At 40.6% G+C, this 13530-nt stretch carries 11 protein-coding genes, 1 other RNA gene and 1 pseudogene; 10 read left to right on the top strand and 3 right to left on the bottom strand.

Going from position 1 to position 13530, the window contains the following annotated elements:
* The 5 genes and pseudogenes from ACFSX3_RS22810 to ACFSX3_RS22830 all read left to right on the top strand — a co-directional run.
* Nucleotides 1–460 (top strand): annotated as a pseudogene (locus ACFSX3_RS22810) (hypothetical protein); the annotation flags it as partial.
* 177 nt (nt 461–637) lie between these two features.
* Complete coding sequence (gene smpB, locus ACFSX3_RS22815) at nt 638–1117, top strand: SsrA-binding protein SmpB (RefSeq protein WP_036690100.1); 480 nt, start codon at nt 638–640, stop codon at nt 1115–1117.
* A 202-nt stretch (nt 1118–1319) separates the two neighbouring features.
* Nucleotides 1320–1684, top strand: a transfer-messenger RNA (tmRNA) gene (gene ssrA, locus ACFSX3_RS22820).
* A 370-nt stretch (nt 1685–2054) separates the two neighbouring features.
* Entirely contained in the window at nt 2055–2810 is a 756-nt protein-coding gene (locus ACFSX3_RS22825) for a spr1630 family ClpXP-sensitive toxin (RefSeq protein ID WP_209994457.1), read from the top strand.
* Between the two features lie 24 nt (nt 2811–2834).
* Nucleotides 2835–4031 carry a spr1629 family repressor/antitoxin gene (locus ACFSX3_RS22830; protein ID WP_209994456.1) on the top strand — a complete coding sequence of 399 codons (1197 nt, stop codon included), beginning with the start codon at nt 2835–2837 and terminating at the stop codon, nt 4029–4031.
* 281 nt (nt 4032–4312) lie between these two features.
* Here ACFSX3_RS22830 and ACFSX3_RS22835 read toward each other — a convergent pair whose 3' ends face one another.
* The 3 genes from ACFSX3_RS22835 to ACFSX3_RS22845 all read right to left on the bottom strand — a co-directional run bounded on the left by ACFSX3_RS22835 (nt 4313) and on the right by ACFSX3_RS22845 (nt 8852).
* Nucleotides 4313–5986, bottom strand: coding sequence for a hypothetical protein (locus ACFSX3_RS22835; protein ID WP_209994455.1), 1674 nt, complete (start codon nt 5984–5986; stop codon nt 4313–4315).
* A gap of 398 nt (nt 5987–6384) precedes the next feature.
* Nucleotides 6385–8226: an alpha/beta fold hydrolase gene (locus ACFSX3_RS22840; RefSeq protein WP_209994454.1), complete on the bottom strand. Its 1842-nt coding sequence runs from the start codon at nt 8224–8226 to the stop codon at nt 6385–6387.
* A 59-nt stretch (nt 8227–8285) separates the two neighbouring features.
* Nucleotides 8286–8852, bottom strand: a complete 567-nt coding sequence (locus tag ACFSX3_RS22845; protein ID WP_209994497.1) for a TetR/AcrR family transcriptional regulator — start codon at nt 8850–8852, stop codon at nt 8286–8288.
* Between the two features lie 129 nt (nt 8853–8981).
* Between ACFSX3_RS22845 and ACFSX3_RS22850 the strand changes: the two genes are divergently transcribed.
* From ACFSX3_RS22850 to ACFSX3_RS22870, 5 genes are all read left to right on the top strand, one after another.
* Nucleotides 8982–10235: a mechanosensitive ion channel family protein gene (locus ACFSX3_RS22850; RefSeq protein WP_209994495.1), complete on the top strand. Its 1254-nt coding sequence runs from the start codon at nt 8982–8984 to the stop codon at nt 10233–10235.
* 222 nt (nt 10236–10457) lie between these two features.
* Nucleotides 10458–11219: a DNA-binding protein gene (locus ACFSX3_RS22855; RefSeq protein ID WP_209994453.1), complete on the top strand. Its 762-nt coding sequence runs from the start codon at nt 10458–10460 to the stop codon at nt 11217–11219.
* Nucleotides 11206–11715: a DUF6516 family protein gene (locus ACFSX3_RS22860; protein WP_209994452.1), complete on the top strand. Its 510-nt coding sequence runs from the start codon at nt 11206–11208 to the stop codon at nt 11713–11715. Before ACFSX3_RS22855 ends, ACFSX3_RS22860 begins: the two co-directional genes overlap by 14 nt.
* 181 nt (nt 11716–11896) lie before the next feature.
* Nucleotides 11897–12343 carry a DUF6155 family protein gene (locus tag ACFSX3_RS22865; protein WP_379258490.1) on the top strand — a complete coding sequence of 149 codons (447 nt, stop codon included), beginning with the start codon at nt 11897–11899 and terminating at the stop codon, nt 12341–12343.
* Between the two features lie 137 nt (nt 12344–12480).
* Entirely contained in the window at nt 12481–13398 is a 918-nt protein-coding gene (locus tag ACFSX3_RS22870) for a VOC family protein (protein WP_209994450.1), read from the top strand.
* Nucleotides 13399–13530 lie beyond the last annotated feature (132 nt).

Raw genomic sequence — 13530 nt, forward strand, 5'->3', positions numbered from 1 at the left:
CCGCGGGCCGGAAGCGGCAGCGCGGCGCGGTCTTGCCGCCGCAGGCGCAGCGGGCGGGGCGAAGGCGGACCGCCGGGGCGAAGCTGGCGGGTCTGGCGCTCCGCGCGAGGGCGGCAGAGGCCGCGGCGCGGAGGCCGGTGGCGGTGCCGGGGGACGCGGCATCGCTTTCGGCTTTGGCTCGGGCAAGGGCGGCTACGGCGCGCCGGGCGGTGGCGGGTCTGAGCAGGCGAGCGGTGAGCTGCGCGGCGTAGACGCGAGCACACGGTTCCGCAGCCGCGAGGACCTGGGGGCCGATGGGCGCGGCGCAGCGCCGGAAGGCAAGGGCAGCCGCAAGAAGAAGGGCGGCGTGTTCATTAGCCCCTCCGTAACGCCAGGCAACGGGGAGTCCGCAGGCCAGGCAGGAGCTGACACTGGCGAGAAGAGCGGGCGCCGTAAGCGTAAGAAGAAACCTAAGGCGTAGGCTGAATGATATGAGGCACTGTTCCTTTAGGGGAACAGTGCTTTTTAATAAGAATTAGGCTTCACATGACCGCAGCATAGAGCGATCCTTCCTTGCGCTGGCAGCTCCGCTTTTGATACAATATAGACCTGGTGTCCGTGAAGGATTGCCGGGAATTCGATTCAAGGAGTGACGCTCATGGGTAAAAAAGCAGACGGGAAAGTGCTCGCCCAGAACAAAAAAGCTTCCCATGACTATTTTATTGAGGACACCTACGAAGCTGGTTTGGTTCTTACAGGAACAGAGATCAAATCGCTGCGTAATGGCCGCGCCAACATAGGGGATGCGTTCGCTACGATCCGCAATGGCGAGATTCATATCCACAACATGCATATCAGTCCTTTTGAACAGGGAAACCGCGCCAATCCTACCGATCCTACGCGCACACGTAAGCTGCTTATGCATAAGGAGCAGATACACAAGCTGCTGGGCTCGTCCAAACGGGATGGCTTCACCATTGTGCCGCTTAAGATTTATGTGCGTAATGGCTATGCCAAGCTGCTGATTGGTCTGGGTAAAGGTAAGAAGGAATACGACAAACGGGATTCCGCCGCGAAGCGTGACGCACAGCGTGATATCCAGCGTGTGCTGCGTGACAAGCAGAAGGTCGCCAGATAGACGCACTACTGCACCTGCGCGAAGTGGTTCCAGATTCAACCTTCAATTCCTTTAACCCACGTGTTAAAGTGTTGATAAATGTGCTATACTGGGTAAGTAGATTTTTTGCTTCTGAACAGCCATCTTAAGTCAGATCGCTGTGTACCGGATCAGCATTTGTGCTTGTGATTGATCCGTTAATCCGAAGCGCCCTTTCTAATGAGGGGCCGTTCTTGGATTCGACGGGGATAGTTCGAGCATGAGTAGCGAGTAGTGGGGACGCGTCCGCTTCATCAACGCTAAAGCCTATTAAACGGCAAACAACAAAACAACTACGCTTTCGCAGCCTAAGAAACTGTGTGCGTGCTTCTACTCTGCATCGTCCATGTGACAGGGCTAGGGGCTAACAAATAGTGGAATACGCTGTCTCATCTCCGCCTGGGGTGAGCTGAAGAAGATAATCAGGCTGACCCGAAGGGGACCCGGTTACGGGGGGCTTCTAGGGTGACATCAAAACTGTAACTACACTCGTAGAAGCTTATGTGCCGTTATCTTCGGACAGGGGTTCGACTCCCCTCGGCTCCATATGGAGTATCAGAAAAGAGACCCTCGGGGGTCTTTTTTTCATTTTATCAGGGGATAATCAGGGGTGAATTGTGGTTCAAAAGCTTTGATAACACTGGGTTTCAGCTAGAAGCATGATAAATTACGCCGCCTCTGGTTTTACTTCGCTCTTGCTTTATGTTTACAGAGATTGAGAAGTTGCTAGTGATGTTGACTGGATGTGCATTCTCCGTAACGATGGACAGTGAACGATCATAGTTGGGAGATATATAATTTAAGAAATAGCCAATAATTCAGAAATAACTTTAATAAAATCAAAAAAAATCATTTCCATTGGTGCGATTTTGAAGTAGACTAAAGAAGAATTGTTATATCATGAATAGGAGCGATTAATTTGGAACAATATAAATTTAGCTCTGAGAATAACAAAATGATTGTTGAAGCTATCGTTGAAGGCTATCGGGATTACATTGAACATCGTAAGGATAGGAAAGCTAAGATGAAGATAAGTTCTGCTTTTGCTTGGACTAAAGGGAATTTCATTGAAAGCAAAATTGCAGAAGAGTGTGTTGATTACGGTTTTAGGTATAGAAAATCAAAAGCAGGCTTAACGTGGGATTATCTTCAATTCATTCATGGTGAGTCTAAGATTCTTTTCCTGGTTAAGAATGCAACTTATTTTAATGAAAAATGCTTTTCGCAATCTAAATTACCAGCGAATAGAGGTAATAAAGGATCTCACCGAACATATTTACATGAATTGTCTAAAATCAATAAAGGTGTGGAGTTCTCAAAATTTCAACCTGTTGTAGATGATGGTGAAGTAACCGAAAGATACGAACAGCTTTCGTTTTTCGTTTCTGAGAACCAAGTAAAAGAGGAATTGGAAAATTTCCAATCATCGTTTACTGAATTTCATATCCTAACATATACGCTAGATGAGGCGTATCAAATTTCTGAAGTGAAAAATTATTTGCCTAATCCAACTGACAATGTGGCATATTTAGTTGAAGACTTGTCTGATTTTATATTTGGTGCAGAGTTAACTAATGAGGATCGAGAAGTGGTAGCACCAGAAATGGGCGAGGAAATCATGGATCCAGCAGCTTATGATATCGGTATATTGGAAGAGGATCAACTAGCTAAGTAGTTAAGAGGTAAGGAGGGGGCAAGAATGTTCATTGGTGAGAATCTTACCAATTTACGAATCATGCATGGATATTCTAGAAAGCAGCTCTCTGAAATGTTAGATGTGACAGAACAAGCGATTTGGCAGTATGAAAATTCGTATACATCCCCTAAAGTACAAATTGTAAACGAGCTAAAAAGAATATTTAAGGTGAAGAGTAAATATTTTTATACTCGGGATATGGTATCGCTTTACAATGTGGCATCGAATATCGAAGTTATGAATATTGCTTATCGTTCAAAGATCATAAATACATTTTCAAAGACGCAATCGGAAGTAAAACATGTAGAATTTTTAGATGCATTTGTAGAGCAAATTACAGCTAAGATCAGTCTTCCAACCTTGAATATTGTTCAGTTAAGGGATGAAGTAGTAGATTATCTAAACAGCACAGACGACGACAGGATGATTCAAATCAATAAAATGGCCCAGTTAGCACGAAAGAAGTTGGGCTTTTCACATGACACAAATGATGAACTAATGTATTTGATTGAAAAAAGTGGCATTTTTATATTTGAAAAAGCAATTGGTGAAGATATTGATGCATACAGTTTATGGACGCAAAAAAATCGAGCTTATATTATTTTGGGAAATATAAAACAATCCGCTGCAAGAAGAAACTTTGATCTCGCACATGAGTTGGGTCATTTATTGCTTCATTTTCGAGTTGAGTTTGCAAACTTAGATAGGAAAGAACATAAACATTTTGAGAATGAAGCTAATTTATTTGCAGGAGCATTTTTGTTGCCTGAAAAAGAATTTGTTAAAGATATAACGGAAGTTATTGCTATTACAAATCCAGATTCGTACTTAGATTTAAAACGAAAGTGGAAAGTGTCATTACAAGTGTTAGGTTATCGAGCTCATAAACTAGGTATTTTTGAAGCGAAGGATCATCGTAATTTCTATGCTGCATTACACAGAAAAAATTATCTAAAGGTTGAACCATTGGATAAATCAATCCCACTCCAGAATCCCATGAAAATTAAAACCATTATTGATTTTTTGGCAAAAAGGAAACTTATGGATATTCGTCAAATGATAGAAAAGGATTGGACGGTTGAAGTATCTTTTTTCAAGCAAATGACAGGAATAGATGGTGACTTTTTTGATAAATATGTAAGTAATATGTTGGAATTTGATCTGCAGAAAGTTATTACGATTCCTAATAGAAATCAATAAAAAAAAGTGGTTTTTATAAACAAAGCACTTTAAGCCATTCATAGTTAAATTCGTTATCTTTCGTGTATGTAGGTTTACATGTTGAGCAAATCAGTTCGAAGTTTATGAGAGCGGGGGGCTTCTAGGTTGACATCAAAACTGTTACTACATTCGTAGAAGCTTATGTGCCGTTATCTTCGGACAGGGGTTTGACTCCCCGCGGCTCCATAAAAAGGATTAAAATGGACACCTATAGGCATCCATTTTTAATCCTTTTATATCCATGTTATTATCAATTATAGCTAGTTCGAGACTATCATTACTTCATCTAAGACTTTTGGATCGAACTTCACTAAATTCAAAGAACTAAATAATCCTAAATAAAGTTCAAAAAGGGTTGAAGCTTCACAACGATCTTTGCTATTAACAGCATCTATCGCATTATAATACCAACGAAATCTTAGGTATTCTTTTTTCTTTTCTTTTGTGTTTAGATGATTAAATGCATTTTTTAATCCAGTGTTGTCTATTCCAAGTCTATAATAACCCATACTAACTTGTGAGCTTTTGTTTTTTAGTTCAATTGAAAAATAAACAGACAGAATTTCAGCTATATTTTCTGTAATAATACTTTTATCTACTAAGCTAGCTAGGCTATAGTCAATAGCCATATTTACAATGTTAAAGAGAGTTATTCTTAATCTTTTTTTCTCATAATTATCATCAGAGAATGCATATTGTAACCAATTATATTTACCTAGTTGATCGGGATAGGCTCTCAAAATTTTTGCATTTAATCTATCTTCTCTTTCTATTTGCTTAACCATCTCACATCCGAAAGTAGTTACATCTGTAAAATGAGAATTAATGATTTGTCCTTGTGTTTCTAAAACCTCACTAGCTTGTATGTATACTTTTTTATACTCGTCAATAGCGAAAAGACACCGATCAACCATTTGCAAAACTGCAGCAATATAAAAATCATTTGTTTTTTCTGCATAAATCCCCTGCATTGAACCATCTTTTGAGTAGTCTTGAGGGAGAGCATTAAAAGCATAGTTGTCTACAATTCTTCTTAAAAATCCATTATTATATAGCCCGCAATTTTTCAGAATTTCTTTAATATCTTTATAATGAGAGTTGTTATTATTAGAACAATATTTATCTAGGCAGTCTAAATAATACTTATCATTCTCTTTCGCCATTAAGGAATTATTAAAGCCAGATAGACTTTCGAATGGTAAATCAAAAGAGTGTCTTACTGAAATAAATATTGGTGTGCTTTTTAAATAATTTTCAAAATCTTCTTTTATTTCATTTTGATATTTATCTGTCAATTTGCTGCCGTCATTAATAAATACAATCCCATCAACACTAGAGAAATCAAGATTTCTTGATTCATCATCCTGCCCAATTCCCTTTGTATCAATCACACTTAACTCATTCAGACCATGCTTTTTGATTATATTTCCTAAATCTTTTAATATAGGCACATTAATCTCAATCAAAAGGATGTATTTATCAATTTTATTTTTATTTATTAAATTTAATACTTCGTCAACTTTCATATCTTTAATGTTATTTTCAACTTCTTCTCTTGATATAGGGTCTTCAAAATCAATGTCTTTAGTGCGAATATAGTGGGCATTTTGAAACTCGGAATTTATTTTTTCAAAGAAGGATTTTCTATCATCAGTCATTTTAAGTACTTGGTTATTTGAGGTTCGTTCTATTTTAATTTTAGTACTATGTTCGAACCATTCATCCTCGAAATCATTTATCTTAACTTTCTCAATGCTCAAGGTATCAAATTTTCCAAATGTATATTTTACGTTTGTAGACGTAGTTCCCTTTCTATAATTAGTAGGTGAAATCCTATTCAATGCATCTTTGCATTTTGGGTCAGCTAGTGTTTTAATTATTGTACTCTTACCAGAACCAGATACCCCGTTAAACAGTAAAGTTTTCCCTGACATGTTATACCCTCCAAATAAGTTATAATTTTTCAAGTGTTGATACACCTAAATATATAGCTTGCTTCCATTTAAATCAATATATCAAAATGTATCTTATTTATTTAAAACCACGATTTTAATTATTATCTTTTGTCGTCCATGTGACAGGGCTAGGGGCTAACAAATAGTGGAATACGCTGTCTCATCTCCGCCTGGGGTGAGCTGAAGAAGATAATCAGGCTGACCCGAAGGGGACCCGGTTACGGGGGGCTTCTAGGGTGACATCAAAACTGTAACTACACTCGTAGAAGCTTATGTGCCGTTATCTTCGGACAGGGGTTCGACTCCCCTCGGCTCCATATAGAGTAAAGTAGAAGACACCTTAAATGGTGTCTTTTTTCATTTCTATGGATGTATTATTAATTCCCTAGTACATAGGAAGCCGTTTCTGTCGGATGGTTAAGAGGAAAATGATGACCATAGGGAACAACATCAATCTTACCAAGCTGTACTGGAGCAGAATAGTGCCGATCTTGATCGCCCCAAATAATATGAAGATTAGACCTCGGTACTTTGGTGAAATCCCCCGGATAGTTTTTCGACAGAAAACGGTTGAGCTGAAGTGTTGTATTTACAATTCTAGGCGAAGTGAAGCTGCTGCGTACTTTGGCGATATAATGTTTCGGAATGCTCTCTATATTTTCAAACAGACCATTACCAATTAAATAACGTCCTAATGAATTAGCCGTTGATAACTTCAATGCCCATTTATTCAACAATTGAGGAGTATTGAACGATTTAGAATTTTTTTGGGCAACAGGTGGCTGAAGTAAAGTGATAGTATTCTTCGTATCCAGGTACTCTCGCGCTAACGCTTCCAGCAAAATAACCGCTCCGAAGGAATGGCCAATCCAATGTGCGCCATGAGCAGTTTTTCCTGATAGCTCCTTAACTACATTCAAATAGAGATCTATAAGATTCTTCTCATGCTTAAAAGGGGAACGTCCTAAACCTGGAAGGTCCGCAATCCATACGGGTTGACCCGTTTGTTCATGAAGCTCTAGCCCTAAAGGAAATAAATCCTCTCCATCACTCAACAAACCGTGGAATAAAATAAATGGCTTGCCCTCACCTGGTATTTGATAAATCACCGTGTTTCCGTTTAAGGTTCGTTCAAATGCATAATTATGCTGGTTATTTGGGTACATCAAGCGATAATCTAAATCTGCTACTACGGCCGGGAAAAAATTCATAACACTAGTCTTAGTAAACCAATCTTCCCCCATGATTTTTTTCGGTAAATCATTTGAAAACCTTCTATTTGTAATAAAGTTTAGTCCATCCGATGGAATTTGCGTGATTTTACTGATCCCGCTTTTCATAAGTGCCTTCATGAAGTGAAGGGGCACAGAGATTGTAGGAGCTGCGATGTTCATGCTTTCTGACATAACGCCTAATAATTCAGATATATCCGGATTATGCTGTTTGTCTGGAACAAGTGTATAGGTTTGAATACACGATTGCTCCAGCTTAACAACCTGAACAATGAACTTGGCCAGTGCATCGTTTGAAATAAGCGGTAATTTATACCCATTGCCTCCAGGAATAACTGGCATCAGCCCTCTTCGCATACTCTCCACAAGCAAGCCTAAGCCGGCTACCTGCTCCGTACTCCCTGTTGTACTGCCGCCGACTACGGTTGGCGGATTAATCACAGAGAGCGGATAGCCTACTGCGGATGCCTGCTGGCGAATATACAGATCTGCTAAAAATTTGGTTCTTTCATAAGGATTTTTTATTTTCAGATAGTCGTGCTCTTCTTGAAACACATCAATCGCAACCTTGCTATTACTATCATCAAAAGGGCTCATATATCCAACGACATGAATAAATTGCTGCAAACCCTTCAATTGGTGGATACGTTTAGCGAATTCACTGATATGCCTGGCACCGTTTAAAAATACAGAGGTTGCCTCTTGCGTTGTCGCTTGAATATCCATTTGTCCGCCTGCGTGAATAATAACATCTGTGTTCAATACCCTATCCTTATCTTCATTGCTTAAACCTAAATCTGTTTTTGTCAAATCACCTTCAATAAAGTGCAGGGCTGCCTCGTTTAAAAACCCTTTTTTCTGAAAAACACGTGTTGCTTTACTTTTCGACCTCACTAAAAGAAAAATCATAACATCTTCTTTAAGAAGCTCCTCCACGAGTTGCCTCCCGATAAAACCTGTTCCACCTGTCAAAAATATGGTTATCATATCATCCGCGCTCCTTTTTAGTACTGAATGGTACTAATTTCGTGTAAAAAAAATGCTTCTTATCGAAGCAAATTGAAAAAGTGGCTGGCTGTTTTCGTGATCACCGTTACATCCTTCAATGTCTCTGCAAGAAACAGTGCTCCTTCCAGATTCGTGATAAAAAGTGCCGCTACCTCATCAATATGAATCGTATCTCTAAACTCACCTTTTTCTGCTCCTTGCTTAAGTAATAGAGAGATTTTCATCTGTAATCCTGTAAAAAAGAGCCCTATTTTTTCTTTGATGTGCGTAGCTTGTGCCGGAGTTTGAATATAAAGCGTAATAAACGGACAGCTCCCCTTATACTCTCTGGATTGAACGCCCTGTGATAAATGCTGTAAAAACATCTGGACACGCTCTTCCACGGAGAATTGGTTCTGGGAAAGGATATCATCCATTGCACGCTCATACGTTTCAATCCAATAATCCACGACGCCTGCTAACAATTCCTCCTTATCCGCGAAGTGATAATACACATTCGATTTGGACACTTTGCTTACACGTACTAATTCATCCATACTTGTATAAGCAAATCCCTTTTCTAAAAATAAGGCTGCCGCGACTTCAAGCACACGTTTTTGGTTCATTATTTTTGCCTTTGTCATGACTAGAACTATACAGTACTAAATTATGTGTTGCAAGTATTTTTATTTTTGCATAGCGCCTAACAATCCTCTATAATTGTAGGCTACTATGCACCCAGTCAGGAGGAAATGATGGACTTTATACAAGAACACCTAGCAGGATATGGCGTGAGCGAGCAGATGGTTGTGTATCTCTCGAACATCATTATGGTTTTATGTATTGCTTTACTCTCTATAGTGGCTAATCTTGTTGCCAAAAAAATCGTACTGAAGATCATCATCCATATCATTAATAACAACCGGTATACGTGGGATAATTTCTTTTTGGAGAAAAAAGTGTTTCACAAGCTGTCGCATCTCGCTCCGGCCTTTATCATCTATTACGCTGCACCAATTTTTCCGCTGTATCAGTCTTTCATTGTAAAGTTCGCCTTAGCTTATATGATTATTGTAACGATCACGGTGTTTAATGCCCTGCTTGATGCCATCGATGCTATTTATCGTACGTATGAAGTGTCCAAGATGCGGCCGATCAGAGGCTACATTCAGGTTGCGAAGATTATACTGTATATTATTGGTGCGATTGTGGTGATTTCTAACCTCATGGGTCAGAATCCGCTGATTCTGCTTAGTGGACTGGGCGCGTTATCCGCTGTTCTTATGTTAGTGTTCAAAGATTCGATATTGGGCCTCGTGGCAGGCATTCAATTATCTTCTAATGATATGGTTCGTGTAGGCGATTGGATTGAAATGCCTAAATATAATGCCGACGGCAATGTAATTGACATTACGCTGAATACGGTAAAGGTGATGAATTTCGATAAAACCATTACCATGATTCCGAGCTATGCCCTGATCTCAGACTCTTTTAAAAATTGGCGGGGGATGGAAGCCTCCGGGGGCAGAAGGATTAAACGAAGTGTCTGTATTGATACAAGCAGCATATGTTTTTGTACCAAAGAAATGATTGAGCAGTTCCAAAAGGTTCACTACCTTAGCGATTATGTCACGGCAAGATTAGATGAAATTCACGCTTATAATATCGAACATCATATCAATAGGGAGAGCAAAGTGAACGGGCGACAGCTAACGAATATCGGGGTGTTCCGGGAATATGTCCAAGAATATCTGCGCAATCATCCCAAAATTCATAAGGATATGACGCTCATTGTCAGGCAGTTAGCCCCAGGAGACAGCGGACTGCCTTTAGAAATTTATGCGTTCAGCAATGAGACTACCTGGGGTGTGTATGAGTCCGTCCAGTCGGATATCTTTGATCACATTTTTGCGATTATCCCTCTGTTTGGACTTCGCGTTTTCCAGAACCCGACGGGCCAGGATATTGTTAATTTAAAAGAGAGAAAAGAGTATTCGGCGGGATATTGAGGACATGACATATGGAAAATTACAAACAGGCCCTTTGGGGTCTTTTTTTATTTAAAACTTTTATTGATTGCAGTTGTTTATATGCTAATCCCTATACTCATAATGTTAATGGCATAGATAAACTTATCATAAATAGTTAGCGATAATCATAAATTAATAATTAGTGATATTGATCAATCGCAAATTTAGCGTTAGAATGGGGGAATAAAGGAGATGAACCTTATGAGTAAAGTTCTTTTCGATCTTACCCAACAACAAATTAATATAGGCTATAAAGAACAGAATGAAGGGATTCTTGAAAAGGAAACTGAATTTCTCTTCAATATGATTTATAAAACGTTCTTGGTTGCTTTTTCAGACAAGGTTGCTGCAATTAAAATGGATATGCAAACTTTGAGTTTAACGCCCAGCTATCTCTTTTCTGAAGAACATAAAGGCAATTTAATTAAGTGGCTTAGTCGCTTCTCGCAAATGAAATTTCCTGCATCTGATTTAGATTTTGGGAAACTCAAAATAGATTTTGAACACTGGTACATGCAACTAGGCGGAGAAAAAATCGAATTTGTTTTTGTTGAACACTATCTTTTGACACCATCTGAAGCAGCTGCTGCTTTAAATATTTCTACGGTCACATTGCAAAAATATATTAAACAAGGACTAGACTGTATTGATACGGAAAAGCATCGTAAAATTCCAAAGTATGCTATAGAACTTCTTAAAGATCCTATCTATGGTATACGTATGCAGATCCTTGCGCAGGAAAAGAAAAAAGGTAAGCAGTCAAAAGAGGAGCGGGCTAAAGAAATTGCTCTGGAGCTGATGGAGCTTCGACTAAAATATAAAGGTAAAACGTTTAAGGAAGCATTTGCAGACTACAATGGTGATGAAATGGATGATCCAACGGATTACCATCGGTGGTTAGACCTCGAAGAGGAATTAGCTGAAATTATGAAGCTCAGCGGAGGTGCAAATGACGCAAAGTAAGATTGAGCAATTAGCTCTCAAAAAACTCTTACCCGCAAATCTATTTAATATTACAGCTCAATTCGGTCATTTGCTGGAGACTTATCCTAATGTTCCAGGGAATTCAGGTATATATGGTAATTACAAAAGGAATACAAATAAGTTAGATGTACTTTTTCCTTTAAAAGAACATCCTGTACACGGCATTACTGGTTTACATGCGTTAGAATCATACGACGATGCTGGTTATGTTCGAAGATACACTTATAGCTGGAAAATTATCATTCCAAAGATGGGCATCAGTCTGCATCATATATCAGCTTGGGGCAACGACCCTCATGATTTGCCGGATACACCTGAAGAGTTCAAGGTAATTACCGAACCTCATCACCATCATCATATTCCTGGCAACCGGAGGCACAGAAAAGAGAATTGGGATGTGCATACTCTGGAAGAAGCGTTTAATTATGTAGAGCCTTATATAGTTAATGGTATCGAATATATAGGCGATAATTAGAGAGACTGCTCTAAGTGAGGATGAAATCCGTACTATAAAGTTGTTATAGTATACCTTGAAAGCTATAGAGAGGAGTGTTTCAGTGCCGAAGCTAAGAAAAACAACACTTAAAAAGCATCTGAACCAATTTACGAAGGAAGAGCTTGTTGAAGAAATTATGAATCTGGTGAAGCAGTAACCGATGCTTGAGGAATATTACATATCATTGTTAACTCCAAATGAGGAAGAGATTCTGAATAAATACAAGAAAATAATTGAGAAGCAATTTGGCGACAGAGGAGAGGTTCTGCGTTACCCTGTTATCAAGCAGGCGATCAAGGACTTCAGTAAAGTCTCCACCAATAAGGAGCAAATTGCGGAGATCATGGTGTTCACAGTGGAGTGTGGGGTGGACTTCACCCGGGCTTACGGAGATATCGATGAGCGGTTCTATCTGACGGTGTCCAGTATTTATAGACAAGCGTTGGAATACATTGTGAAAAATGATTTGGAAGAAATATTTGTAGGCCGTTGCAGAAGGTTGGTGGAACGTAGTCAGGGAATTGGCTGGGGCTTTGGAGATGCCATGGTCGAATTCTATTATCACTATTTAGGGCACATGGAGGAAGAAGAGGAGACAGAGGATTAGACTGTGCGAGCTAGGGCGGAGGCCCTGCATTGTTTTCCAATATAAAGAATGAAGAAGCCTCCCTGTAGTGTATAATAAAGCAAATTAAAGGCCCTATCCCTGGATCGGAATGGACAGGAAGCTGAGGAGGAATCGTTGTGGCCAGCATCAGACAGAGAATTGTTCCGCATCTATGGTATGACAAGGAGGCGGCAGAAGCCGCCCGCTTTTACGCTACTGTGTTTCCGGAGTCCAAGGTTACGAGTGTGAACACGATTCATGATACGCCTTCCGGCGATGCGGATCAGGTCTCTTTTGAGGTCTGGGGGCAGCCGTTCTTGGCGATCAGCGGAGGTCCTTATTTCAAGCTGAATCCGTCGGTGTCTTTCTTTGTGAATTTTGATCCCTCACGGGAAAAGGATGCAGCAGAGAGATTAGATGAGGTGTGGGATAAGTTAGCGGAAGGCGGCACCGCCTTGATGCCGCTTGGCAAGTATCCGTTCAGTGAGCGGTACGGCTGGATTCAGGACAAGTATGGGGTGTCCTGGCAGCTGATTCTAACGAATCCGGCAGGGGAGGAGCGGCCTGCGATTATTCCCTCCTTGTTGTTCGTGGGGGATCAATGCGGGAAGGCGGAGGAGGCGATGTCCTTCTATCTGTCGGTATTTAAGGACTCGCGCCAAGGGCTTCTTACCCGCTACCCGGCAGGCTCTGCGCCCGATCAGGAAGGAACGATTATGTTCGCGGACTTCATGCTGGAGAATCTGTGGTTCACGGTCATGGACAGTGCGCATAATCATCAGTTCAGCTTCAATGAAGCCGTCTCCTTCATGGTATCCTGCGATTCTCAGGAAGAGATTGACTACTACTGGGACAAGCTGTCCGCAGTTCCTGAAGCCGAGCAATGCGGCTGGCTGAAGGATGCCTTCGGTATCTCCTGGCAGATTATTCCGGCGGAGATGAATGAGATGATGAAGAAGGGCACACCGGAGCAGCTGGCGCGTGTGACGAAGGCTTTTCTGCAGATGAAGAAGTTCGAGCTTGCGGAGCTGCGTAAGGCCTATAAGGGAGAATAAGAGCGGCAACTTGCTGGAATACCAACACAAGGGGCTGTCCCAAAAGTAGATTTTCTACGGCGGAAGAGAGTTCTCTTCATTCTTAATGCTACAAAAAGTGAGCAGAGCAGCGATTCTCCCGTTATTGGAGGA

It is taken from the genome of Paenibacillus rhizoplanae (genome assembly GCF_042684125.1).
GTDB classification, from domain to species: Bacteria; Bacillota; Bacilli; order Paenibacillales; family Paenibacillaceae; genus Paenibacillus_AQ; species Paenibacillus_AQ rhizoplanae.

Bases quoted from the DNA above. Each gene is read 5' to 3' on its own strand.
- smpB (WP_036690100.1), top strand. From the start codon at position 638: ATGGGTAAAAAAGCAGACGGGAAAGTGCTCGCCCAGAACAAAAAAGCT.
- ACFSX3_RS22830 (WP_209994456.1), top strand. From the start codon at position 2,835: ATGTTCATTGGTGAGAATCTTACCAATTTACGAATCATGCATGGATAT.
- ACFSX3_RS22835 (WP_209994455.1), bottom strand. From the start codon at position 5,986: ATGTCAGGGAAAACTTTACTGTTTAACGGGGTATCTGGTTCTGGTAAG.
- ACFSX3_RS22840 (WP_209994454.1), bottom strand. From the start codon at position 8,226: ATGATAACCATATTTTTGACAGGTGGAACAGGTTTTATCGGGAGGCAA.
- ACFSX3_RS22845 (WP_209994497.1), bottom strand. From the start codon at position 8,852: ATGAACCAAAAACGTGTGCTTGAAGTCGCGGCAGCCTTATTTTTAGAA.
- ACFSX3_RS22850 (WP_209994495.1), top strand. From the start codon at position 8,982: ATGGACTTTATACAAGAACACCTAGCAGGATATGGCGTGAGCGAGCAG.
- ACFSX3_RS22855 (WP_209994453.1), top strand. From the start codon at position 10,458: ATGAGTAAAGTTCTTTTCGATCTTACCCAACAACAAATTAATATAGGC.
- ACFSX3_RS22860 (WP_209994452.1), top strand. From the start codon at position 11,206: ATGACGCAAAGTAAGATTGAGCAATTAGCTCTCAAAAAACTCTTACCC.
- ACFSX3_RS22865 (WP_379258490.1), top strand. From the start codon at position 11,897: ATGCTTGAGGAATATTACATATCATTGTTAACTCCAAATGAGGAAGAG.